Here is a 22,545-nt window from a genome sequence, read left to right as displayed (position 1 = left end):
GGCGGTGAAGGAGAACGCGAAGTTGCGCAGCGAGCGAGAATTTCCGGACGGAAAGACGGGGCAGGGCGTTGGCGCGCGGCTCCCGCGCAAGGAAGACGACCGCCTGATGCGCGGCCGCGGCCAATATGTCGGCGACGTCAGGCTCGCCGGCCTTCAGGACGTCGCCTTCGTGCGCAGCCCGCTGGCGCATGCGCGCATCCGCGGCATCCATGTGCCCGAACGCCATCGCGGCAGCGTGTTCACGGCGACCGATCTCGTCGGCATCAAGCCGATCCGTGCGGTGTCGGGCCTGCCGGGCTTCAAGATCTCGGAGCAGCCGGTGCTCGCCACCGGCAAGGTGCGCCAGGTCGGTGAGCTCGTCGCGATGTGCCTCGCGCCGACCCGCGCCGAGGCCGAGGACATCGCGGCCTCCGTGACGCTCGATCTGGAGGAGCTGCCGGCGATCCATGACATGCTGAAGGCGCGCGAGCCCGGCTCGGCGCTCGTGCACGAGCATTGGGGCGACAACGTCTTCCTGGAGACCAATTACGAGGTCGACATCTCCGCCGCGCTCGATGCGCCGATCAAGGTGACGCGCGAGATCTCGACGGCGCGGCAATGCATGTCGCCGCTGGAAGGCCGCGGCGTGGTCGCGAACTTCGACAAGAGGCTCGACCAGCTCACGCTGCATTCGGCGGCCCAGATGCCGCACATCACGCGCAGCGGCCTCGCCGAATGCCTCGACATGGAGGAGGGCCAGATCCGCGTCATCTCGCCCGACGTCGGCGGTGGTTTCGGTCACAAGGGAATTTTGTTGCCCGAAGAGGTCTGTCTGTCCTGGCTGACGATGCGTTGCGGCCATCCCGTGCGCTGGCTCGAAGACCGGCGCGAGCATCTCGTCGCCAGCTCCAATTGCCGCGAACATCATTACAAAATCACGGTCTATGCTGACCGTGACGGCACGCTGCGCGGCATCGATTGCGAAGCGACGGTGGATTCTGGCGCCTACTCGTCCTATCCGTTCTCCGCGTGTCTCGAAGCCGCGCAGGTCGCCAGCATCCTGCCCGGTCCCTACAAGATGCCGGCCTATCGCTGCCGCACCTTCTCGGTCGCCACCAACAAATGCCCGATCCTGCCTTATCGCGGCGTCGCGCGCACCGGCGTCTGCTTTGCGCTGGAACTGATGCTCGACCTCGTGGCGGCGAAAGCCGGCCTCGAGCCCGGCGAGGTGCGGCTGCGCAATCTGGTGCGTCCCGAGCAGATGCCGTTCGACAACATCACCAGGAAGCATTTCGACAGCGGCGATTATCCGGAAGCGATGCGCCGCGCGCTCGCGGCCATCGACATCGACGCCATCCGCGCCAGGCAAAAGCAGGGCGAGGCCGACGGCCGCCGCATCGGCGTCGGCATCTCCATCTATTGCGAGCAGGCCGCGCACGGCACCTCGGTCTATTCCGGCTGGGGCATCCCGATGGTGCCGGGCCATGAGCAGGCCTCGGCGCGCCTGACGCCGGACGGTGGCCTTGAACTGCGCGTCGGCGTGCACTCGCACGGGCAGGGCATGGAGACGACGCTCGCCCAGGTCGCGCACGAAATCCTCGGCGTGGATGTCGCAAACATCCGCATCGTCCTCGGCGACACCGCGATGACGCCCTATTCGACCGGCACCTGGGGCTCGCGCTCGATGGTGATGGCGGGTGGTGCGGTCGCGACGGCCTGCCGCGAACTCGGCGAACGTGCGCGCCGCATCGGCGCGAAACTGTTGCAGCACGATCCGGCCTCCGTGGTGTTGCAGAACGGCGAGGTTCGCGGCGTCAACGGCAGCGTCAGCCTGAAGGCGATCGCCCACACCTGGTACCGCCGCCCGCAGGATTTGCCGCCAGACGTGGATCCCGGCGGGCTCGAGGTCACCCAAGGCTACAAGCCCGTGCGCGACAGCGGCACCTTCAGCTATGCCGCGCATGCAGCCGTGGTCGCGGTCGATCCTGATATCGGCGAGGTCGAGATCCTCGACTATGTGATCGTCGAGGACGGCGGCGTGCTGGTCAATCCGCTCGTCGTCGACGGCCAGATCTATGGCGGCCTCGCGCAAGGCATCGGCACCGCGCTCTATGAGGAAATGCCGTTCGACGCCTCCGGCCAGCCGCTGGCGACGACGCTCGCGGATTACCTGCTGCCCGGCCCGACCGAGGTCCCGGCCGCGCGCCTCGACCACATGGAGACGCCGTCGCCCTATACGCAATTCGGGGTGAAGGGCATCGGCGAGGGCGGCGCCATCGCACCGCCCGCCGCAATCGCCAATGCCGTCAACGACGCGCTGCGCCCGCTCGGCGTCGAGCTGATGCAGTCGCCGATCACGCCGCATCGCATCGTCGCGGCGGTGCTGGCCGCGCGTGCGGCTGAGAGGAGCGCGGCATGAAACCGGCGCCCTTTGCTTACGAGCGCCCGCGCGATCTCGATGCGGCTCTCTCGATGCTGGCCGCAAGCGGCGGATCGGCGAAGATCATCGCCGGCGGCCAATCGCTCGGCCCGATGCTCAATCTGCGGCTGGTGCAGCCGGAGCTGATTATTGACATTTCCGGCCTTGCCGAGCTCAAGCGCGCAGAGGTCTCCGGCGACGAGCTCGTGCTGGGCGCCCTCGTCACCCATGCCGATATCGAGGACGGCCGCACGGCCGACGTGACCCGCGGCGCCATGCGGGCTGTCGCTGCCAACATCGCCTATCGCGCGGTCCGCAATCGCGGCACGATCGGCGGCTCGCTCAGCCATGCCGATCCCGCCGCGGACTGGATCTCGGCGCTGGCGGCCCTGGGTGCGCGCGTGACATTGCGCAGTCTTGCCGGTGCGCGATCGATGGCGGTCGAAGCGTTTGTGGTCGGTGCGCTGGAACCTGCGCTGCATGCCGGCGAGATCGTCGAGGCGGTCCACGTGCCGGCGCGATCGGCGACGGCGCATTGGGGTTATGCCAAGAGCTGCCGCAAGACCGGCGAATTTGCCCACGCGATCGGTGCGGTGCTGGTCGATCCCGCCGCCGCCTCGGCGCGTATCGTGATCGGTGCAATCGACACGCCGCCGATCGTCGTCACGAATGCCGAGCTGTTCGGCGGCCGGATTGCCGCCGACTACAAGCAGCGCTTCGATGTCCGTGCCGCCGATGCCCTGCTCGCAAGCGCCGGCATCGACGATGCCGCGCAGCGCCACATCCATGTCAGCGTGCTGAGGCGCGCCGTTCTGGAGGCCGCGGCATGACCACGATCGCGCTTCAGGTCAATCGCCGCGCGGTGGAGCTGCACGCCGAGCCGCGCACCAGTCTTGCCGATTTCGTCCGCGACAGGCTCGATCTCACCGGCACCCATCTCGGCTGCGAGCACGGCGTCTGCGGCGCCTGCACCGTGCTGCTCGACGGCGTGCCGGCGCGCTCCTGCATCACCTATGCGGCGGCCTGCGAGGGCGCCGATGTCACCACGATCGAAGGCCTCGATGAGGACGAGATCACGACCGAGCTGCGCGCTGCCTTCACCCGCGAGCATGCCCTGCAATGCGGCTATTGCACGCCCGGCATGCTGGTCTCGGCGCGCGACCTGGTGCTGCGTCTGCCCGACGCCGACGAGCGCCAGATTCGCATTGGCCTCAGCGGCAATCTCTGCCGCTGCACCGGCTATGTCGGCATTGTGCGCGCGGTGCAGTCCGTGATCGAGGCAAGGCGCGCGCGCAACGTCGCGCCGATGGCGGATGGGGGTCGGACCGTCCTTGGTCCTGCCGGCTCGGGGCGAGCGGCAACCGCCCGGAACGAGTTGCGGCCTGCGCGGCACGCGCCAGCTCCGGCACTGGAAAGTGCCACCCCAAGCAGCATCCCCGACTTCACGCCGGCAACCGTGCTCGATCAGCGCTTCACGTTGCCGTATCCGCCGGCAAAGGTGTTCGCGATGTTCGAGGATATTGCAGGCATTGCCGCCTGCCTCCCTGGCGTATCGCTGTCGTCGACACCAAAGCCGGAGCGCGTCGAAGGATCGGTCCGCGTCAGGCTCGGTCCGGTCGGAGCAAGCTTCGAGGGTGCCGCGCGCGTCGAGCGGGATCCCGCGACACTCTCGGGGCGCATCGTCGGCATCGGCACCGACCAGCGCAGCCATTCGGCGACGCAGGGCGAGATCCGTTACCGCCTGCTGCCACTGGAAGGCGGCGCGGCGACCGCGGTCGAACTGTCGATCGGCTACACGCTCACGGGAATGCTGGCTCAGGTCGGTCGTCCCGGCCTCGTGCGAGACCTTGCAAAACGTCTCGTTGCGGAGTTCGCCGCCAATCTCGACCGCCACATGTCCGGCGCCTCGTCGGGGCAGGCAGGTTCGGCGGAGCTCAGCTTCTGGTCGATTGCATCGGACGTCTTGCGAGCCCGGCTCGCGCAAATATTTCGCCGCACCTTCGGAAGAGGTGGCGCGGAATGATCGGCGAACCGGCGCCGCGGAGTGACGAAGCCTGGACTGCCCTGACATCAACAGCGTGGGATTTGGAGAGACAAACATGACACGAACACTCGGACTGGTTCCGGCAATCGCATTGGCGACGGCCTTGTTCGGCGGCGCCGCGGGGGCGCAGACCATCAAGATCGGCGTCAACGAGCCGCTCACCGGCGCGTTCGCGGCCTCAGGCACTTACGTCGTCAACGGTGCCAAGATCGCCGCCGACGAGATCAACGCCAAGGGCGGCATCCTCGGCAAGAAGATCGAGCTCGTCATCGAGGACAACAAGAGCAACCCGACGGAGGCCGCCGCCGTCGCCGAGAAGCTCATCACAAGCGACAAGGTGCCGGTCCTGATGGGCGCCTGGGGCTCGAGCCTGACGCTCGCGGTGATGCCGAAGCTGATGGAATACGAGACGCCGATGGTGGTGGAGACCTCGTCCTCCGGCAAGATCACGACGACGGGCAATCCCTTCATCTTCCGCATCTCGCCGCCCTCCGCGATCGAGGCGGCCGCGTTCAAGAACATCGTCGACAAGCTCGCGCTGAAAAAGGTCGACTTCCTTGTCATCAACAACGACTGGGGCCGCGGCACCGCCGAGGATTTCAGCAAGATGATGAAGGAGAAGGGCATCGGCATCGGCCTGGTCGAGACCATGGACCAGGGCGCGCAGGACATGAGCGCGCAGCTGTCCAAGATCAAGAGCTCGGACTCCGAGACCGTCATCGTCACCACCGCCGTCGACCAGCTCACGCTGATCTTCAAGCAGGCCGCTGCGCTCGGCCTGAAGAAGCGCATCATCACCACCGGCGGCTCGCAGAACCCGGACCAGATCATCGCCCAGGCGGGAGCGGCCGCCAACGGCACCATGCATCTGACGACCTTCCTGCCCTGGTTCCCGGACAAGACGCCGAACCCGGAAGCCACCAACTATTTCATCGCGGAATGGAAGAAGCGCGGCTTCGACTTCGCCGGCTGCACCGAGAGTTTTCGCGGCTATGACGGCATCCGCACCGTCGCCGCCGCGATCGAGAAGGCCGGCAAGGCCGAGCCTGCCGCGATCAAGGCGGCGCTCTGGAACATCAACATCAAGGGGCTGAACGGCGACATCGTGTTCCGCAAGTCGGGCCCTGAGGGCAAGGAAAGCGGTCAGAGCCAGCCGAACGTCTATCTCATCGAGATAGCCGACGGCAAGATCGAGATGAAGACGCTCTGACGCGCTTGTTCGCAGGCGAGGGCGGCACATCGCGGCCCTCGCCGGCATCCAGAATATCCAGGAACGGCCTTGAGCGAATTCCTCCAGCATTTGATCAACATGCTCGTGCTCGGCGGCACCTATGCGCTGCTGGGTATCGGGCTGACCTTGATCTTCGGCATCATGAACGTCGTGAACTTCACGCATGGCGTGCTCTACACGTTCGGCGCCTACATCATGTTCATCGTGGTGCAGCAGTTCGGGCTGAACTTCTTTCTCGCGCTACCCGTGGCCGTGCTGGCCGGATGGCTGCTGGGTGCGGCCATCGAATTGACCTTGCTGCGTCCGCTGCGCGGCTCCGACATCGACACCACCATGCTGGTGATGATCGGCGCCTGGATCGCGATGCAGTCGGGCACGCTGTGGATCTGGGGCGGCGTCGCGAAATCCGTGGCGACGCCATTCCCGGAGGCGCCGCTGGTGCTGGGGCCGGTCTCCGTCTCCTGGCTGCGCCTGTTCGTGCTCGCCGCTGCGGCCATGTTGATCCTTGTGACGTATCTGCTCATCAACAAGACCAGCCTCGGCCGCGCGATGCGGGCGACGTTCCAGGACCATGACACGGCGTCGCTGATGGGCGTGAACGTCGACATGATCTACACCTCGACCTTCGCGATCGGCTCTAGCCTCGCCGCCGCCGCCGGCGCGCTGCTCGGGCCGGTCTACGTGATCTTTCCGCAGATGGGCGATCTCGCCGCGGTCAAGGCTTTCGCCATCGTCATCCTCGGCGGCCTCGGCAACATCACGGGCGCGGTGATCGGCGGCTTCATCCTTGCGCTGGCCGAGGAGCTCGGCGCCGGCTACGTCTCGTCAGGCTACCGCGATGCCATGGGCTTTCTCATCATCATCGCGGTGCTGATCTTCCGGCCGACCGGCCTGTTCGCCCGCGCGGAGCGCGTCGGATGAAGGCGATCGTCACCATTCTCGCCGTCGCGGCGCTTGCCTCGGTGCCGCTCTGGCTGCGCGATCCCTATCTGCTCAACGCGCTGATCACGACCGGCATCTTCGTCATCGGCGCGATGAGTCTCAATCTGCTGCTCGGCTTCACCGGCCAGCTCAGCCTCGGCCATATCGCCTTCTTCGGCATCGGCGCCTATGTCAGCGCACTGACATCGCTCGGCTTCGACATCGGCCTGCTAGGGGGTTTTCGTCTTGTCCACACACCATGGCCGCCGATCGTAGGCTTCGTGCTGGCAATTTTGATTGCAGGATTGTGCGGCTATTTCGTCGGTCTGTTGTCGTTCCGCGTCCGCGGCGCCTATTTCGTCATTGTGACGATCTCCTTTGCCGAGGTGGTCCGGCTGGTCGCGCTGAACTGGGTCGAGCTGACGCAGGGTCCATTGGCGCTGACCAATATTCCGTCCGTCGCGTTGCCCTTGCCCGGCTTTGGCGAGCTGACGCTGCGCACGAAATTCCACAACTATTATCTCGTCCTGGTCGTTGCGCTCATCGCCTATCTCCTGATCGCACGCCTCGTTCATTCCCATTTCGGCCGCTCCATGCGTGGCCTGATGGAGAACGAAACGCTCGCCGTCTCCGTTGGCATCGACGTGACCAGGACGCTGACGATTGCTGCGGTGATCTCCGCCGCGATCGCCGGCGCGGCCGGGAGCCTCTATGCGCACTACATCCGGATCATCGACCCTGAAGTCTTCGCCTTCATCAACACCGTCACCATGGTGATCATGGTCATCAGCGGCGGCAAGGGCTCGCTGGCGGGTCCCGTCGTCGGCGGCCTGATCTTCGGCCTATTGCCGGTCGCGCTGCGGCCTGTGATGGCGCCGGAAGCGCAGTGGATCGCCTATGGCGGCGTGCTGATCGCCATCCTGTTCGTGTTGCCGCGCGGCATCGTGCCGTCGCTGGCGCAGCGGTTGACCCGGCGACGGAGCGGGACGACGGCGCTGGCGCCGGTCGCGCTCAGTGAAACCGGTGCCAAGGAGCCGGCGTGATGACGGCGCGCAGCATCGCCATGACCATCGATCAGGTCGCCGTCCGCTTCGGCGGCCTCGTCGCGATCTCCGACATGAGCTTTGAGGTCGGCGAGGGCGAGATCGTCAGCCTGATCGGGCCGAACGGCGCCGGCAAGACCACCGCCTTCAACGTCATGACCGGTTTCCTGACGCCGAGCGCCGGCCGCGTCACCTATCGCAACACTGCGCTCGCCGGATTGAAGCCGCACGAGATCGCCGATCTCGGTCTGATCCGCACCTTCCAGCGCACCAGCGTATTCCCGAACGACACCGTCTATGAAAACCTCCTGATCGGCCTGCACCGGCAGGGCCGGGTCCGGCTGCTCGACGCCATCCTCGGCCTGCCAGGCGCGCGCGCCTCGGAGCGCAAGCTGCGGCAGCGCGCGAGCGAGCTGCTCGAATGGGTCGGGCTCGAACGCCGCGCCCACGATGCGGCGGGCTCGCTCTCCTACGGCGAGCAGCGCTTGGTCGGTGTCGCGCTGGCGCTGGCGGCGGAGCCGTCGATGCTGCTGCTCGACGAGCCCGTCTCCGGTATGAACGCCTCGGAGACGCACCGTTTCGTCGAGCTGATCCGCAGCATCCGCGACCGCGGCATCACGATTTTGCTGGTCGAGCACGACATGCCGATGGTGATGACCGTCTCGGACCGTATCGTGGTGCTCAACTATGGCCGCATCATCGCCGAAGGGACGCCCGATGTGATCCGCAACAATCCTGTTGTCATCGAAGCCTATCTTGGACATGGAGCAGGACGTGCTTGAGATACGCGACATGGTCTGCGGCTACGGTGGCGTCACCGCGCTGCGCGGCATCTCGCTCGACGTGAAGGCCGGCCAGCTGGTCGCCCTGATCGGAGCCAACGGCGCCGGCAAGAGCACGACGCTGCGCGCGATCTCCGGCCTGGTGGCGCCGCGCTCGGGCCAGATGAAGTTTGAGGGCATCGACATCACCGGCGCGAAGCCGCCGCGCGTGCTGGCGAGCGGCATCGCGCATTGTCCGGAAGGGCGGCGCGTGTTTCCGCATATGAGCGTCGAGGAAAATCTCGATATGGGCGCTTACCTCCGGCGTCGTTCGGGCGAGATCGCGGCCGACCGCGACCGTATCTACTCGGAATTCCCGCGGCTCGCCGAGCGGCGCCGGCAGGCGGCGGGCACGCTGTCGGGCGGCGAGCAGCAGATGCTTGCGATCGGCCGCGCGCTGATGTCGCGGCCGCGCCTGATCATGTTCGACGAGCCGTCGCTCGGGCTCGCCCCCAACATCGTCGAGCGCACCTTTGCGATCATCCGCGGCATTCGCGATGCCGGCACCACGGTGCTGCTGGTCGAGCAGAACGCCTTCGCTGCGCTCGAGATGTGCGATCATGCCTATCTGCTCGAGAACGGCCGCATCGTGCTGTCGGGTGCCGGGACCGAGCTGATCGCGAACGAGCATGTGCGCAAGGCCTATCTCGGTGGGTGACGACGCCGGGTGGATTGCCGTCTGCGATCTCGACCGGTTGAAGGCGGAGACGATCGTCCGCGTCGCCGGGCGCGACCTGCTCGTGATCTGGAACGAGGGCGACGTCGTCGCCTGCGAACGTGCATGCCCGCACGAGCAGGCGGATCTGGCCTTGGGGCAGGTGACGGCCGGGCGCCTCAATTGTCCCCGCCATGCGGCGTCGTTCGATTTGCGCGATGGCGCAATCACCGCGGGATGGCCGAGCCGGCCGCTGCGGCTTTATCCGGTGCGGATCACGGGCGAGCGAATCTGGATTGAGATGCAGGAGCGGCAGCCGGGGCGATGATGACATCATGCCCCTGTTTTGCCCGACGAGTCAAAGCGGCGGCGGCGGTGTCGATCGGCCCTCAAACAATTCGCCTTTGCAAACAACGACATCGCTACTGTGCATGGGGTTGTTCTCGAAGTTTAGTCCAGCAGCCGCTGCGCAGCCTCCACCAGGACTCCGTCCGGGCGGCGCAAAGCCTCGAGAATGGTGAAATGGTCGGCGCCTTCGACCGAGATGAGCTTGCCCGGCGCTCCCGCAGCCACGCGCCTGTCGTAGAGATTGATGGAATCGCAGACGAGCGCCGGCAGCTCGCTGCTGCCATAGGCGATGTCGAGACGCTTCCGGGTGACGGGCAGGCGCAGTGGCGACAGCGTGGCGATCTCCGCGTCCGTCAGCTTCAGCGCCTCGTTCAGCCCCGTATCGCGGATCGGCGCGAGATCGTAGACGCCCGAGAGCGCGAGCCCCGCATGGACACGCGGATGATCCAGCGCCATTGCGACGAGATGGGCGCCAGCGGACCAGCCCGACAGCACGACCGGCCCGGCAATTCCATGGGACGCGCCGTGCGCCGCGAGCCAGTCGAGCGCGCGCGGGATCTCGGCGACGATGTCGGTGAGGGACACCTCGGGCGCCAGCGAATAGCCGGGAATCGCAACCGACCAGCCATGCGCGGCGACGCCTTCGACCAGCATCGCGAACAGCTCGCGCGAGTTGCGCTGCCAGTAGCCGCCGTGCAGGAACACCAGGCAGGGCGCATCAGGCTTTGCGGCCGGGTAGAGGTCGATCTTGTTATTCGCCCGCTCGCCGTAGGGCAGGTCGAGATGGGACTTGAGCGAGCCCCGCAGCCGGCTTGAGGCTTCGTTGCGCTCGGCGATCAGGGCCGGGCTGTTCTTGACCGCCGCGTTGTTGTCATAGGCGGCACTGCGTTCCGCCCGAGACAGCTCGGACCAGCGGTCGCGGGGGTCGAGCGGTCGAATTGTCGAATGAGCGTTCTCAGCCATGGGGACTCTCCGTTTGCGTCAGGCACTACGCAAGATCGCTTCGATCTCTTGCGCTGCTGCGAGCAGCGAGCGGTCTTGCCCGCGCGCCGCGATGATCTGAAGGCCGAAGGGAAGCCCGCGCCGATCCGTTCCGCACGGAATCGAGATCGCCGGCAGGCGGGCATGATTGACGAAGGGCGTGAACACCGCGTGGGCCCGCGGGCTTGCCGGCTTTCCGCCGATCATATCAGGGCCGAGCTGCGTCAGCGGCCAGGCGACGCAGGGGACGGTCGGCGTCAGCAGCAGGTCGATTTCGGTGAAGAACGCTGCGAAGGCATTGGCGATCGCGGTGCTGGCGAGCAGCGCCGCTGCAACGTCCGCACCCGACCAGGACAGACCTCGCTCGATCTGCTTGGCGATGTCAGGATCGAAGACAGTCGGATCGTTGCGAAAGCGTTCGCCGTGGAGTGCCGCGAGCCCCGCATGCTGCAGCGGCATGATCGCATCCTCCGTGGCGCCTGCCGGCCAGGCGGGATCGCGTTGTGTAATGTGCAAACCTGCGGCGCAAAGCCGGCCAACGGCGGCGCCGAGGCCATTCGCGACGACGTCGTCGATCGCGACGTCGAGCCCAAGGCGCGGCGAGAACGCGATGCGCTGACCGCCGACGTCTTTGGCCTCCTGCGCAACGACGACAGACTCCGGATCGCGCGGATCCGCGCCGACCATGGCTTCAAACGCCAGCGCCATGTCCGTCGCATCGGATGCGATCGGCGCGATGACGGAGAGGCCGAAGAAGGGCTCGGCGAAGCCCGGCCCATAGGGGATCGCGCCATAGGACGGCTTGAAGCCCGCGACCCCGACATGAGCCGGCGGCCTGCGGCTGGAGCCGCCCGCATCGGTGCCGATCGCGAGCGGCACCAGGCCGGCCGCAACCGCTGCGGCCGGGCCGCCCGATGAACCGCCTGGCGTCAGCGCGGGATCGAGCGGATGCCGCGTCGGCCCGTACAGCTGTGAGGTGGTGACGCCCTTGCAGGCGAACTCGGAGGTCGCGCCGATGCCGACGACGACGGCACCGGCCTTGCGCAGCCGCTCGACCGCGATGGCATCGCGCGGCGCGATGAAATGGTGGAACAAGCGCGAGCCCTGCGTCACGCGCCAGCCGCCGACCCAGACGTTGTCCTTGACGATCACGGGAACACCGGCGAGCGGCATGATCTCGCCCATACGCAGGCAATCATCGACCGCCGCAGCATCCGCCAGCGTGCGGGCGGGATCGATTGTGACGACCGCGTTCAAGGGCTTGGCGGCCTCGATGCGGCCGAGCGCGGCTTTCGCGGTCTCGACGGCATTGGTCCGCCCGGCGCTGACGTCGGCAACGGTCTCGCGCGCGCTATTTGTCCGCGTTGTCATGGCCTCCCCAGATCAACGCCAATGTACCGCCAAGGGCAAGGCACGCCAGGGCGAAGAAGGCCATGCCGAGGCTGGCCACGCGATCCAGGATCGACACCAGCGCGGGCGCGGCAAGGAGACCGGCATAGGACGCGGTCAGCACCGCGCCGGTGGTCTCGCCGATCCGGTCCTGCGGGGCGAGGCGGGCGATCTCGGCGACGAAGACGCCGTTCCAGCCCGACGCCGTCAGGCCGAACAATGCGGCAATGATGAATTGTCCGCTGCGGCCGAGCGAAGCGCCATTCAGGCCGAGCAGCGCGGCGCAGAAGGCCATACCGAGGCCGATGACGACGAGAACGGCGCGCGAGGCATCGAGCCGCATGGCGACATAGCCCCAACCGAGACGGCCGATCAGGCCGCCGGCTTGCGCGCAGGCGAGCGCCATGCCGGATTCGATATGGCTGAGGCCGAGCTCGCGTGTGCCGAGCGTGACGAAGACCGTGTTGAGCGACACCTGCATCGCGCTGAACGGCATCGAGGCCAGCGCCAGCATCGCGATCCGCCGGTCCGCGATCACCAGCGCCGCCCGCGCGCGGAGATCGAGCTTTGGCGGCGGGGCGACCTTGCCGGCATAGGCCGGCCGCAACCGTTCGAACAGCGCGATCGCCAGTAGCGCCAAGGCAGCAACGGCCGCATAGCACCAGACCGGTCCGAACACGATGGCGATCGCGGGCAGGGCCAGCGAGCCGCAAACGGCGCCGATCTGGTTGCCGGTCTGGCGCACCGAGAACACGAAGGCGCGCCGCTCGGCAGTGACGAGCCGCGCCAGCAGCGCCGCGCTCGCCGGCGTCTCGGGTCCCATAGCGAGGCCGATGCACAGGCCCGCAGCCAGCAGGGCGGCGCTCGTCCCGAGCGAAGCCAGCGCCATGCCGACGACGATGGCCGCCGCGCACAGGCTCGCGATCCGCAGCGAGCCAAGGCGCGCGATGAAGCCGCCGCCCCAGAACGAGGCGGGGATGCCGACCGCGAACACGGCGGCGGAGAACATCGAGAGCTGCCAGACCTCGATATGGGCTCGCGGGGCGACCACGCCGGGCGCGAACAAGGCCAGCGCGACCAGGGCCTGAAGCGCGGTCATCGCGCCCAGGGCCGGCAGCAGCGCGGGTGCTGGCCGAGCGGCCGTGTTTCCGTCTACCATGGCGGCGTGCTCATGGGAGGAACATTGTGGCAGGCGGTATTTCCATTCACGCGGTCGATGTCGCGAGCGGGCGTCCGGCGCAGGGGCTGCGCGTCGAGATCTGGCGGATCGATCCGGAGTCCCAGCGCATCGCCGACGGGCGGCTCGGCGCCAACGGCGTGCTCGATCATGCCGTCGCGCAAGGTGCCGGTGTGACGGAAGGCGCGTACGAGGTGCTGTTTCATCTCGGCGAGTTCTTTGGCGAGCGCGACGGTTTCCTCACCGTGACGCCGTTCCGCTTTCGCATCAAGAACGTTGATGAGCATTTTCATCTGCCGCTGAAATTCACGCGCTGGGGCTATTCGCTGTTCCGCGGCGCCTGATCAGTTGGTCAGCCGCCGCGACAGGCCGGTGACGCGCTCCATCACCGCGACCAGCGCGACGGTGGCGATGATCAGCACGCCCGAGAGGGCTGCGATGGTGACATCCAGCTTGCCTTCGAGATCCTGCCACATCCGGATCGGCAGCATGTCGGTGGCGGCATCGCGCAGGAACAGCGAGACCGGCACGTTGTCGAAGGACGACATGAAGGCGATGAAGGCGCCCGCGATGATGCCCGGCCGGATCAGCGGCAGCACGATGCGGCGGAACGTGTAGAGGCGGCTGGCGCCGAGCACGGCCGAGCTTTCGAGCAGGGTCGGCTCGAGCTGGGCCAGCGCTGCGACCGTGTTGCGCACGACATAGGGCACGCAGACCACGGTGTGGCCGATCACCAGCGTCAGCGGCGACACGGGCAGGCCGACCAGCGAGAACAGCATCAGGGCGGCGAGGCCGAAGGCGAGCGCGGGAAGCACCAGCGGCGACATGAAGAGCGAATCGAGCAGCCGCGCCGACAGCGTCCGCGACCTGGAGATCGCCAGCGCCGCGGCGACGCCAAGGGTAACGGACAGGCCGGTCGCCCATAGCGCCACGATCAGGCTGTTCTTGGCCGCGAAATGCAGCTGCCAGGCATTCCACAGCTCGACGTACCAGCGCAGCGAATAGCCGGGCGGCGGGAAACGCAGCGAGAAGCCGCTGGTGAAGGAGACGATCAGCACCACGAGCGAGGGGGCGATGATGATGAGAAGCGCGATCATCGCGATCACGGTCATGACGAGCTCGAAGCTGATCGCCTCGAGCGTGCGCTTGCGGCCGCTCATCATGCGCCTCCATAGCCGCGCGACATGCGGCCGAGCGTGGTGAAGACCGAGACGACCGCGAGCACGGCGAGCAGGAAGATGATCGAGATCGCGGCCGCAAACGGCCAGTTCTGCAGCGTCGAGGCCTGCTGGTAGAGATACATCGGCATGAACAGCATCTGCCCGCCGCCGATCAGCGACTGGGTGATGAAGGCGGTGATCGCGGCGGCATAGGTCAGCGTGCAGCCGGCGATGATTCCGGGCAGCGACAGCGGCAGCAAGATCCGGAAGAAAGTGCGCCAGCTTCCGGCGCCAAGCGAGCAGGAGGCATCGTCGAGATTGGGATCGATGCGGCCGAGCGCGGTGATCAGCGGCAGCGTCATCAAGGGCATCTGCACCTGCGCCAGCGCGATCACCACGCCGAACTGGGTGTAGAGCAGTTTGAGCGGGGTATCGATCAGGCCCAGCGATTGCAGCGTCGCGTTGATGATGCCCTGGCGCCCGAGGATGACGATCCAGGCGAAGGTGCGGACCACGACGCTGGTCAGAAGCGGCAGCAGCACGATCAGGATGATGACCGTCTGAAGTTTTGGCCCGACCCGCTGATAAAGCCAGGCGATGGGAAAGCCGAGCACGAGGCAGACGGCCGTCACCTCGGCGCCCAGCAGCAGCGTCGAGCCGAGTACGCCGAGGCTGAAGGGATCGGTGAGGAAGTGCAGGTACTGGCCGAGCCCCCAATGGAGCCCGGCCGTGTCGTTGTGGAGCGAGAGCCAGAACAATTGCAGCAGCGGCGCGACGAAGAAGACCAGGAAGAACAGCGCCAGCGGCGCTGCCAATCCCATTCCGTAGGACGTCACGTCCCGTGCTGCCGGCGCTGCGCCCATGGCTTGAACCTCGAGGCTTTAGATCTTGATCTCGCGGTTGAAGCGTTCGATCCAGGCCGAGCGCTGCTCGTTGATCTTCTTCCAGTCCTGGAACACGAACTTCTTCTTCAGCTCGGCGGTGTCCTTGGCCAGAACGCGCGCGATCTCGCCGCCCATCATCACTTTGGAATTCGTCGGCACGATCAGGTAGGGCGGGTTCATCAGCGTGGTCTGCACCTCCGGCGTCAGGGCCGCCTCGATCAGCTTGAAGGCGAGCTCGCGGTTCGGTGAGTTCTTGACGATGTGAATCGTGGTCTTGAAGGCGATGGCGCCTTCCTTCGGCGCCACGAACTCGACCGGCACGCCACGCGCTTTCAGGATCTGGATGGCGTTGAAATTGCCGGGCGAGATGTCGATCTGGCCCTGCTGGAACAGGGTCGCGAGCGCGCCGGGATTGGCGGCGACCGCGGCGAGATTGGGCTTGAGCTCCTCCAGTGCCTTGAAGCCCGGATCGACATTGGCCTCCGAGCCGCCGCGCATCTTGGCGATCTCGACCAGCCAGCCGGTGCCGAGTGTCGAGTTGAGGTTGGTGATGCCGACGCGGCCCTTGAATTCCGGCTTCCAGAGATCGGCCCATGACGTTGGCGGCGTCTTGACCGCTTCCGGATTGTAGGTGAGGCCGACGACCTGGAAGAACGGGGCGGGGCCCATCGGTTCCTGTGCCTCGGCGATCAGGTCCTTGTAGTAGGCGCTCTTCTCGACCGGATAAGGCTCGACCAGATCCTGGCCGACGGCGACGAGGGCAGGACCCGGGTCGTGCAGCATGACGTCGATGGGCGGATTTGCTTTCGCCGCGTTGACCTTGGCGATCTGGTCGACAGAGAGCATGGGATCGAGCACCATCGCGGCGTCCGCATTGGCTTTGCGGAACGCCGGCACCAGCACGGCCTTGTGCGCTTCCTCCCAGCTGCCGGTGAAGGTCGCAAACACCAGCGGACGCGCCTGGGCGTAGCTCAGGCCTGGAAACGCCTTCATGGCCCCGAGCGTGAGCGCCGTGGTCAGCAGGCTTCTGCGATTCATGATCATATCAAACTCCCCTCTGGACAAGGACTGGATCTAAAGCGTTGCGGGAAAGGCGTTGGCGAGCGATGGGGCGAGCGGCGCGAGGCGCACCGCAGCGCCGCTCTCCAGGGCGCGCGTCTCGCCGATGCGCGCCTGAGAAACCTTGACGCCGGAGCCATCGGCCGTGGTGACCTCGTGCACGACGGTGGCGCCCAGCGGCAGCGACATGCCAACGACGCCGGCAAAGCCGGTCTCGTCGCCGACGAATTGCAGATGCTCGGGGCGGATGCAGACGGTGACGCGGCCGCCCTCGCTGAGCGCACCGCCCGCGGGACGCGCGATGATCTCCGCGCCGGCATCGAGGCGCACCTTCGCTGCCGTGCGGTCCGCTGAGACCACGATGCCGGGCATGCGGTTGGTGGAGCCAACGAAGGTGTTGACGAACAGCGTCTGCGGACGATCGTAGACGTCCGATGGCGAGCCGAACTGCTCGAGCTTGCCATGGCTCAGCACCGCAACACGATCGGCCATCGACAGCGCTTCTTCCTGGTCGTGCGTCACGATCAGCGTGGTGATGCCGGAAACGCGCTGCAGCCGCTTGACCTCGATCTGCATGTCCAGCCGCAGATTCTTGTCGAGCGCGGCGAAGGGCTCGTCGAGCAGCAGGATCGACGGCTTGATCGCGAGCGCGCGGGCGAGCGCAACGCGCTGCTGCTGGCCGCCGGAGAGCTGCCGCGGCAGCCGCTCGGCCATAGCAGGCAGCTGCACCAGCTCCAGCAGGCGCTGCGCCTCGCGCTGACGTGAGGCCTTGTCGATGCCGCGGGCGGCGAGGCCATAGGCGACGTTCTCGCTGATCGACAGGTGCGGGAACAGGGCGTAGTTCTGGAACACGATGCCGACGGCGCGCTTGTTCGGCGGCAGCGCATCGACGATGTCGTCGCCGATGATAATCCTCCCTTGCGTCTGCGCGATGAAGCCGGCGATGATGCGCAGCAGCGTTGTCTTGCCGCAGCCGGACGGACCCAGCAGCGCAATGATCTCGCCGCCCTTGATGTCGAGATTGATGTTCTCGACCGCAAGCGCGCCACTCGGATACCGGTGGGTGACCGCATCGACGACGAGCGATCGGCCGCTTGGCGCATCAACCATGGTGTTGCCTCCCGTTGCCCCAGAGGAGAAAGCAAGTCTCGTGCCCGCGACTGTCGCTTTTCGCGGAGCGTTTTGGCATGGTGACCCCATGACATCGGATCGATCGATATGCGACCTGACGGCGACAGAGCTCGCGCGCGCCATTGCAAGGCGCGAAGTGTCCTCGCCAGGCCGTCGAAGCGCATCTGGCGCGGATGGCGAGCCTCGACAGCCGATTGGCGGCATTCGTGACGGTGGATGCGGATGGTGCCCGCCGTGCAGCGCAGATGTGCGATGCCGCCTCTGCGCCGATGGGCCCGCTGCACGGCGTGCCCATTGCGGTCAAGGACCTCACTGACACTGCGGGACTTGCGACGACTTACGGATCCCTGCTGTTCGGCGATCACATCCCGGCCGAGGATGATCTCGTCGTGGCGCGGCTGCGGCGTGCCGGCGCGGTCATTCTGGGCAAAACCAACACGCCGGAGTTCGGCTTCGGCGCGGTCTGCACCAACAGATTGCGCGGGCCGACACGCAACCCCTTCGATCCGGCGCTGACCTCCGGCGGATCGTCCGGCGGCTCTGCCGTCGCGGTCGCATCCGGCATGGTGCCGCTGGCGCACGGCACCGATTTCGGCGGCTCGGTGCGCACGCCCGCCAGCTTCTGTGGTGTCGCCTCGATCCGGCCGACACCCGGCCGCATTGCATCGCCGCGCCGGCCGCTCGGCTGGGACATGCTGGCGACCCACGGCTTCCTCGCCCGCGGTGTCGATGATCTCGAACTCGCGTTGTCGGTCTGCGCCGGAAGCGATCCGCATGATCCGCTCTCGCTCGGCAGTACCGATGATGATCGACCAGTCCCCGACACTGCCCGGATTGCGGTCACGCCCGATTTCGGTGTGGCGCCCGTTGCGCGCGAGGCTCGTGCCCGCTTCGCGGCGGCGTGCGAGGCGCTCGCGCGTGTCGCCGATGTCGTGCCGTCCTCGCCGGATTGCGGCGAGGCGATCGAAACCTTCCGCACCTTGCGCGCCGCGCATATCGCCAACGCTTACGGCGAGTTGCTGAGAACGCGGCGTGCGGAGCTCACGCCGACGGTGATCTGGAATATCGAAGCCGGGGCAAAACTGTCCGCGCAGAACTACCTCGACGCCGAGCGGCGCCGCACCGCGATCTACCGCAGCTTTCGCCAGCTGTTCACTTGCGCCGATTTCCTGGTCGCGCCGGCTGCGTCGGTCTTGCCCTGGCCGAATGAAATCGCCGACGTCACGGCCATCGATGGGGCCGCGCTGGAGACGCCGATCGACTATCTCGCCGTGACCTTCATCGTGTCGCTGGTCGGCTTCCCGGTGCTGACCGTGCCGGTGCCGCGCGGGGAGAATGTGCTGCCCTTCGGCATGCAGATCGTCGCACCGCCGGGATGCGAATCCCGCTTGTTTGCCTTCGGCCGCGTGCTCGAGAACGAATTGGGTTTTTCGCATCGCCGGCCGCCTCTCTGATCAGCTGTCGCGATGCTCGAGCCGGGCGGCGAGCGCATCGGCAAGGCCGATGGTCGGCTTGGCGGCGGGGCGGCGGAAGGTGCCCGCAACGGCCTTGCGCAAACGCAGCGCATGCAGCGCCTCGGCTTGCTTCACTGAAGCTATGACCTGATCGACCACGGGGACAGGGATCCGGTCGGCGACGCGCTCGGCAAGACCCGAGAGCGGGGCGCCGGCAAAGATCAGCACATCGGCCTCGTCCTCGACGATGGCGCGCCGGGCGAGCTCGACCAGCATGTCCTCCTTCTCGGTGCCGACCTCGGAGATCGCCTGAAACGGCGTATCCAGCATGCGGATGCCGGCGCAGCGCTCCCACAGCCCGTGGGCGCGGACGCATTCCTCGTACCAGGGCCCCAGCGCCTGCGCGAAGGTAACGATGGCAAAGCGGCGTCCGGCCATGCACGCGGTCAGCATCGCGGCTTCCGCCATGCCGATCACGGGAATGTCGAAGGTCTCGCGCGCCGCGAACAGGCCGGGATCGCCGAAGGCCGCGATGATCGCGGCGTCGACCTTTTTGTGCTGCTCGGCAAGCATCTCCAGCGCGATGGCGCCGCCGATCTGCGCTTCGGTGCGCGTGGCGATATAGGGCACGCCGCGGGTCGCGGTGCAGGGGATCAGCTCGGTGCCTTTTGAGGCGGCGCGCCGCCCGACGCCCAGCATCAGCTGCGTGACCTCGGTGCTGGTATTTGGGTTGAGCAGGAGCAGCTTCATGATCACGCCGCCGGCCGCTTGGCCTGAGAGGCGGCGAGGACTTCCAGCAGCGCCGTGCCGGTCCGCGCGACGTGCGCGCCGAGCAGCCGGCCGGCCGCTTCGCCGTCGCGCGCTTCGAGCGCAGCCAGGATGTCGGCGTGCTCGTCGACCGAATTGCTCCAGCGCCTGTCGGCGCCGAGCGCGAGATAACGCGCACGTTCGGCACGCGAGATCAGCGTCTCGTGCGCCTCGCGCAGCGGGGTGTTGCGGGCCATGCGGACGATGGCGTTGTGGATTTCGCCGTTGATCGCGAAATAATCGTCGAGCTTGCCGCTGCGGTGATGACCCTCCATCCGGGTCTGCAGCGTGCGTAGGCGGACGAGATCGCGCTCGGTGGCGCGTTCCGCGGCGAGCTCGGCGGCGAGCCGCTCGATCCCGGCGAGCGCCTCGAACAATTCCGAGATGCCGTCGACCGCGATATCGGCAATGCGCGGGCTGCGGTTCGGACGCAGCTCGATCAAGCCCTCCGCCGCCAGCACCTTCATCGCCTCGCGCAAGGGCGTGCGCGACACGCCGAGCTCCTTCGACAGCTTGGTCTCCTGAGTCTGCGAGCCCGGCGGCAGCTCGCCGCGAATGATCATCGTCCGCATCCGCGCGGCGGCGCGCTCATGCAGGCCCATCCGCTTGAGCTTGGGCGACTTTCGCGCCGGGTTCGTTTCGGATTTTTGCTGCACGCGAGGCTTCCTGCTTGCAACTCATCCTAGCCATACCGAGCCGAACGCGATGCTCAAATAGGCGACGTATGTGGCGTAAAACAAATGCATATCGAACAAATTGTATGCAGTATGCAAATTGCGGGTTGCGCACGGCGCCGGGGATGCCGATGATCGTTTCGAGGGAGCGTTTGATGCTCCCTGCGGCAACGGAGCGACTGTGATCGATGTCAGCCATGCGCAAGCGCCTCGGCATGATCACGCCGTCCTCCAACTCGGTGCTCGAGCCCGTCACCAGCGCCATGCTGGCGGGCACCCCCGGCGTCACCGCGCATTTCTCTCGCTTCCGCGTCACCCAGATCGCGCTCGATGCCGCCGCGCTGAGCCAGTTCGATGCCTCGGTGATGTTGCCGGCGGCAGATCTGCTGGCCGATGCCAAGGTCGACGCGATCGCCTGGAACGGAACGTCCGCAAGCTGGCTCGGCATCGGCCGCGACCGCAGCCTGTGCGAGGCGATCACGGCCCGCACAAATGTGCCGGCAACGACATCGACCCTGGCCTGCATCGATGCCGCCTGCGCGCTCGGCGCCAGGCGCGTCGGCCTGGTCTCGCCCTATACCGACGACGTGCAGCGGCGCATTGCCGACGTCTGGGCTGAGGAGGGGATCGCCCCGCATGCCGAGCGGCATCTCGGCTTGCGCGACAACTTTTCCTTTGGCGAAGTCGCGCCGTCGACGATCACGGATATGATCCGCGCCGTGGCGGCGGAGGGGACTGACGCGATCGTCATCCTCTGCACCAATCTCGATGGTGCGGCGCTTGCGGCCACGCTGGAGCGGGAGCTGGATATCGCCGTGCTCGATTCGGTCGCGGTGACGCTGTGGCGGACCCTCTGCCTCGCCGGCGGCGATGTGACGGCCCTTGCGCAATGGGGACGGATCTTCCAGACAATGCCAAATATCAGGTGACGGAGACATCAGTGACGCAGCTCGACCTCGCCATCCGCGGCGGCACCATCGTGACGGCCAGCGACGAGTTTCGCGCCGATATCGGCATTCGCGACGGCCGCATCGTCAGCATCGCCGATAGCATCGCGGGCGCAGCGCGCGAGATCGATGCGTCGGGCCTATTGGCGCTGCCGGGCGGCATCGACAGCCACGTCCATATTTCCCAGCCCTCGGGCCCCGACGTGGTGATGGCCGACGATTTTGCCTCGGCGACGCGCGCAGCCGCAGCCGGCGGCAACACCATGGTGCTGCCCTTTGCGCTGCAGGAGAAAGGCACCTCGCTGCGCAGCTGTGTCGAGAACTATCGCAAGCTCGCCGAAGGTGAGTGCTACATCGATACGGCCTTCCATCTCATCATCTCCGATCCGACTGCCGTGGTGCTCGGGCAGGAGCTGCCGGCGCTGGTCAAGGACGGCTACACCTCGTTCAAGGTGTTCATGACCTATGACGACCTCGTGCTCAGCGACAAGCAGCTGCTCGAAGTGTTCGAGGTCGCGCGCCGCGAGGAGGCGCTGGTCATGGTCCATTGCGAGGGCTACGACGCCATCCGTTTCCTGACCAGCAAGCTGGAGCGCGAAGGTCATATCGCGCCGTATTATCACGGCACCTCGCGGCCGCAGGCGGTCGAGCGCGAGGCGACGCACCGGGCCATCAGCCATGCCGAGGTGATCGGCGTTCCCATCATGATCGTGCACGTCTCCGGACGCGAGGCGATGGAGCAGGTACGCTGGGCGCAGCAGCGCGGTCTGCCCGTTCATGCCGAGACCTGCCCGCAATACATCACGCTGACGGCCGACGACATGAAGGGCCTCAACATGGACATTACGGGCGCGAAATACGTCTGCTCGCCGCCGCCGCGCGATGTCGAGAGCCAGGAGGCGATCTGGGAGGGCATTACGTCGGGCGTGTTCCAGACCTTCTCGTCCGATCACTGCCCGTTCCGCTACGATGATCCCAAGGGCAAGCTGACGCCGAACGCCCGTACCTCGTTCCGCTGGGTGCCGAACGGCATCCCCGGCGTCGAGACGCGGCTGCCGATCCTGTTCTCCGAAGGCGTCTCGAAGGGCCGCATCACCCTGCAGAAGTTCGTCGAGCTGACCGCGACCAACCACGCCCGCATCTACGGTCTCTATCCCCGGAAGGGCTCGATCGGCGTCGGCTTCGATGCCGACATCGTTCTCTGGGATCCCAAGTTGAAGAAGCCGATCCGGCAGGCCGATCTGCATCACGGCGCGGATTACACGCCCTGGGAAGGTTTCGAGGTTACGGGATGGCCGGTGACGACGATCGCGAGGGGAGAGGTGGTCTGCAGCGAGGGCCGGATCGTCGGCGCCAAAGGCGCAGGCCAGGTGCTGAGCCGGGGCAAGTCGAGCCTGATCTGATCCGGCTCGACACGCCGC

Annotated in this window: 22 protein-coding genes; 13 read left to right on the top strand and 9 right to left on the bottom strand. The window is 66.8% G+C overall.

The annotated features are described in order from the left end of the window. Positions 1 to 4: 4 nt before the first annotated feature. The 9 genes from GA0061099_RS29870 to GA0061099_RS29830 all read left to right on the top strand — a co-directional run bounded on the left by GA0061099_RS29870 (position 5) and on the right by GA0061099_RS29830 (position 9,441). On the top strand, positions 5 to 2,398 hold the full coding sequence (locus GA0061099_RS29870) for a xanthine dehydrogenase family protein molybdopterin-binding subunit (protein WP_036023702.1): 2,394 nt from the start codon (positions 5 to 7) through the stop codon (positions 2,396 to 2,398). After that, a complete protein-coding gene (locus GA0061099_RS29865; RefSeq protein ID WP_036023704.1) occupies positions 2,395 to 3,228 on the top strand; it encodes an FAD binding domain-containing protein in 834 nt (277 codons plus the stop codon). Before GA0061099_RS29870 ends, GA0061099_RS29865 begins: the two co-directional genes overlap by 4 nt. Further along, entirely contained in the window at positions 3,225 to 4,421 is a 1,197-nt protein-coding gene (locus GA0061099_RS29860; protein WP_036023705.1) for a xanthine dehydrogenase family Fe-S subunit, read from the top strand. The genes GA0061099_RS29865 and GA0061099_RS29860 overlap by 4 nt, the downstream gene beginning before the upstream one ends. A gap of 76 nt (positions 4,422 to 4,497) precedes the next feature. Continuing rightward, positions 4,498 to 5,652: an ABC transporter substrate-binding protein gene (locus tag GA0061099_RS29855; protein ID WP_036004998.1), complete on the top strand. Its 1,155-nt coding sequence runs from the start codon at positions 4,498 to 4,500 to the stop codon at positions 5,650 to 5,652. A 69-nt stretch (positions 5,653 to 5,721) separates the two neighbouring features. After that, positions 5,722 to 6,594 (top strand): branched-chain amino acid ABC transporter permease, encoded by an 873-nt coding sequence (locus tag GA0061099_RS29850; protein ID WP_036023707.1) that lies wholly within the window; start codon positions 5,722 to 5,724, stop codon positions 6,592 to 6,594. Beyond that, positions 6,591 to 7,637, top strand: coding sequence for a branched-chain amino acid ABC transporter permease (locus tag GA0061099_RS29845; protein WP_036023710.1), 1,047 nt, complete (start codon positions 6,591 to 6,593; stop codon positions 7,635 to 7,637). Before GA0061099_RS29850 ends, GA0061099_RS29845 begins: the two co-directional genes overlap by 4 nt. Beyond that, positions 7,637 to 8,419 carry an ABC transporter ATP-binding protein gene (locus tag GA0061099_RS29840; protein WP_036023712.1) on the top strand — a complete coding sequence of 261 codons (783 nt, stop codon included), beginning with the start codon at positions 7,637 to 7,639 and terminating at the stop codon, positions 8,417 to 8,419. The genes GA0061099_RS29845 and GA0061099_RS29840 overlap by 1 nt, the downstream gene beginning before the upstream one ends. Next, positions 8,412 to 9,116 carry an ABC transporter ATP-binding protein gene (locus tag GA0061099_RS29835; protein ID WP_036023736.1) on the top strand — a complete coding sequence of 235 codons (705 nt, stop codon included), beginning with the start codon at positions 8,412 to 8,414 and terminating at the stop codon, positions 9,114 to 9,116. The genes GA0061099_RS29840 and GA0061099_RS29835 overlap by 8 nt, the downstream gene beginning before the upstream one ends. Further along, positions 9,109 to 9,441 carry a Rieske (2Fe-2S) protein gene (locus tag GA0061099_RS29830; protein WP_420886560.1) on the top strand — a complete coding sequence of 111 codons (333 nt, stop codon included), beginning with the start codon at positions 9,109 to 9,111 and terminating at the stop codon, positions 9,439 to 9,441. The genes GA0061099_RS29835 and GA0061099_RS29830 overlap by 8 nt, the downstream gene beginning before the upstream one ends. A 122-nt stretch (positions 9,442 to 9,563) precedes the next feature. On the opposite strand, the gene GA0061099_RS29825 is transcribed toward GA0061099_RS29830, so the two are convergent. The 3 genes from GA0061099_RS29825 to GA0061099_RS29815 are packed head-to-tail and all read right to left on the bottom strand — an operon-like array spanning position 9,564 to position 12,990. After that, positions 9,564 to 10,424, bottom strand: coding sequence for an alpha/beta hydrolase (locus GA0061099_RS29825; RefSeq protein WP_036023713.1), 861 nt, complete (start codon positions 10,422 to 10,424; stop codon positions 9,564 to 9,566). 18 nt (positions 10,425 to 10,442) lie between these two features. Beyond that, the gene (locus tag GA0061099_RS29820; protein WP_036023715.1) at positions 10,443 to 11,813 is read right to left on the bottom strand and encodes an amidase; all 1,371 of its coding nucleotides are present in this window, start codon (positions 11,811 to 11,813) and stop codon (positions 10,443 to 10,445) included. Continuing rightward, positions 11,794 to 12,990: an MFS transporter gene (locus GA0061099_RS29815; RefSeq protein ID WP_074448195.1), complete on the bottom strand. Its 1,197-nt coding sequence runs from the start codon at positions 12,988 to 12,990 to the stop codon at positions 11,794 to 11,796. The genes GA0061099_RS29820 and GA0061099_RS29815 overlap by 20 nt, the downstream gene beginning before the upstream one ends. 26 nt (positions 12,991 to 13,016) lie before the next feature. On the opposite strand from GA0061099_RS29815, the gene GA0061099_RS29810 reads away from it, so the two are divergent. Further along, the gene (locus GA0061099_RS29810; RefSeq protein WP_036004970.1) at positions 13,017 to 13,352 is read left to right on the top strand and encodes a hydroxyisourate hydrolase; all 336 of its coding nucleotides are present in this window, start codon (positions 13,017 to 13,019) and stop codon (positions 13,350 to 13,352) included. Here GA0061099_RS29810 and GA0061099_RS29805 read toward each other — a convergent pair whose 3' ends face one another. Genes GA0061099_RS29805 through GA0061099_RS29790 form a run of 4 tightly spaced genes read right to left on the bottom strand, consistent with a single transcriptional unit; the run spans position 13,353 to position 17,221 of the window. After that, positions 13,353 to 14,168, bottom strand: coding sequence for an ABC transporter permease (locus GA0061099_RS29805; RefSeq protein ID WP_036004967.1), 816 nt, complete (start codon positions 14,166 to 14,168; stop codon positions 13,353 to 13,355). Next, a complete protein-coding gene (locus GA0061099_RS29800) occupies positions 14,168 to 15,031 on the bottom strand; it encodes an ABC transporter permease (protein WP_036023719.1) in 864 nt (287 codons plus the stop codon). Before GA0061099_RS29800 ends, GA0061099_RS29805 begins: the two co-directional genes overlap by 1 nt. An 18-nt stretch (positions 15,032 to 15,049) precedes the next feature. Next, positions 15,050 to 16,096: an ABC transporter substrate-binding protein gene (locus tag GA0061099_RS29795; RefSeq protein ID WP_036023723.1), complete on the bottom strand. Its 1,047-nt coding sequence runs from the start codon at positions 16,094 to 16,096 to the stop codon at positions 15,050 to 15,052. 30 nt (positions 16,097 to 16,126) lie between these two features. Then, positions 16,127 to 17,221: an ABC transporter ATP-binding protein gene (locus GA0061099_RS29790; protein ID WP_074448194.1), complete on the bottom strand. Its 1,095-nt coding sequence runs from the start codon at positions 17,219 to 17,221 to the stop codon at positions 16,127 to 16,129. A gap of 143 nt (positions 17,222 to 17,364) precedes the next feature. Between GA0061099_RS29790 and GA0061099_RS29785 the strand changes: the two genes are divergently transcribed. Next, positions 17,365 to 18,696, top strand: coding sequence for an amidase (locus tag GA0061099_RS29785; protein WP_244429320.1), 1,332 nt, complete (start codon positions 17,365 to 17,367; stop codon positions 18,694 to 18,696). Here GA0061099_RS29785 and GA0061099_RS29780 read toward each other — a convergent pair whose 3' ends face one another. Then, positions 18,697 to 19,446 (bottom strand): aspartate/glutamate racemase family protein, encoded by a 750-nt coding sequence (locus GA0061099_RS29780; RefSeq protein ID WP_036023742.1) that lies wholly within the window; start codon positions 19,444 to 19,446, stop codon positions 18,697 to 18,699. 2 nt (positions 19,447 to 19,448) lie between these two features. After that, positions 19,449 to 20,159: a GntR family transcriptional regulator gene (locus GA0061099_RS29775; RefSeq protein ID WP_074448193.1), complete on the bottom strand. Its 711-nt coding sequence runs from the start codon at positions 20,157 to 20,159 to the stop codon at positions 19,449 to 19,451. Positions 20,160 to 20,365: 206 nt separating this feature from the next. Between GA0061099_RS29775 and GA0061099_RS29770 the strand changes: the two genes are divergently transcribed. Further along, positions 20,366 to 21,106, top strand: a complete 741-nt coding sequence (locus tag GA0061099_RS29770) for a maleate cis-trans isomerase family protein (RefSeq protein ID WP_036023749.1) — start codon at positions 20,366 to 20,368, stop codon at positions 21,104 to 21,106. Further along, entirely contained in the window at positions 21,067 to 22,527 is a 1,461-nt protein-coding gene (hydA, locus tag GA0061099_RS29765) for a dihydropyrimidinase (protein ID WP_085969190.1), read from the top strand. Before GA0061099_RS29770 ends, hydA begins: the two co-directional genes overlap by 40 nt. The last annotated feature ends 18 nt before the right edge of the window (positions 22,528 to 22,545 follow it).

Source organism: Bradyrhizobium yuanmingense, from assembly GCF_900094575.1.
Lineage (GTDB): Bacteria > Pseudomonadota > Alphaproteobacteria > Rhizobiales > Xanthobacteraceae > Bradyrhizobium > Bradyrhizobium yuanmingense.
This window is presented reverse-complemented; position numbering and strand designations above follow the sequence as displayed.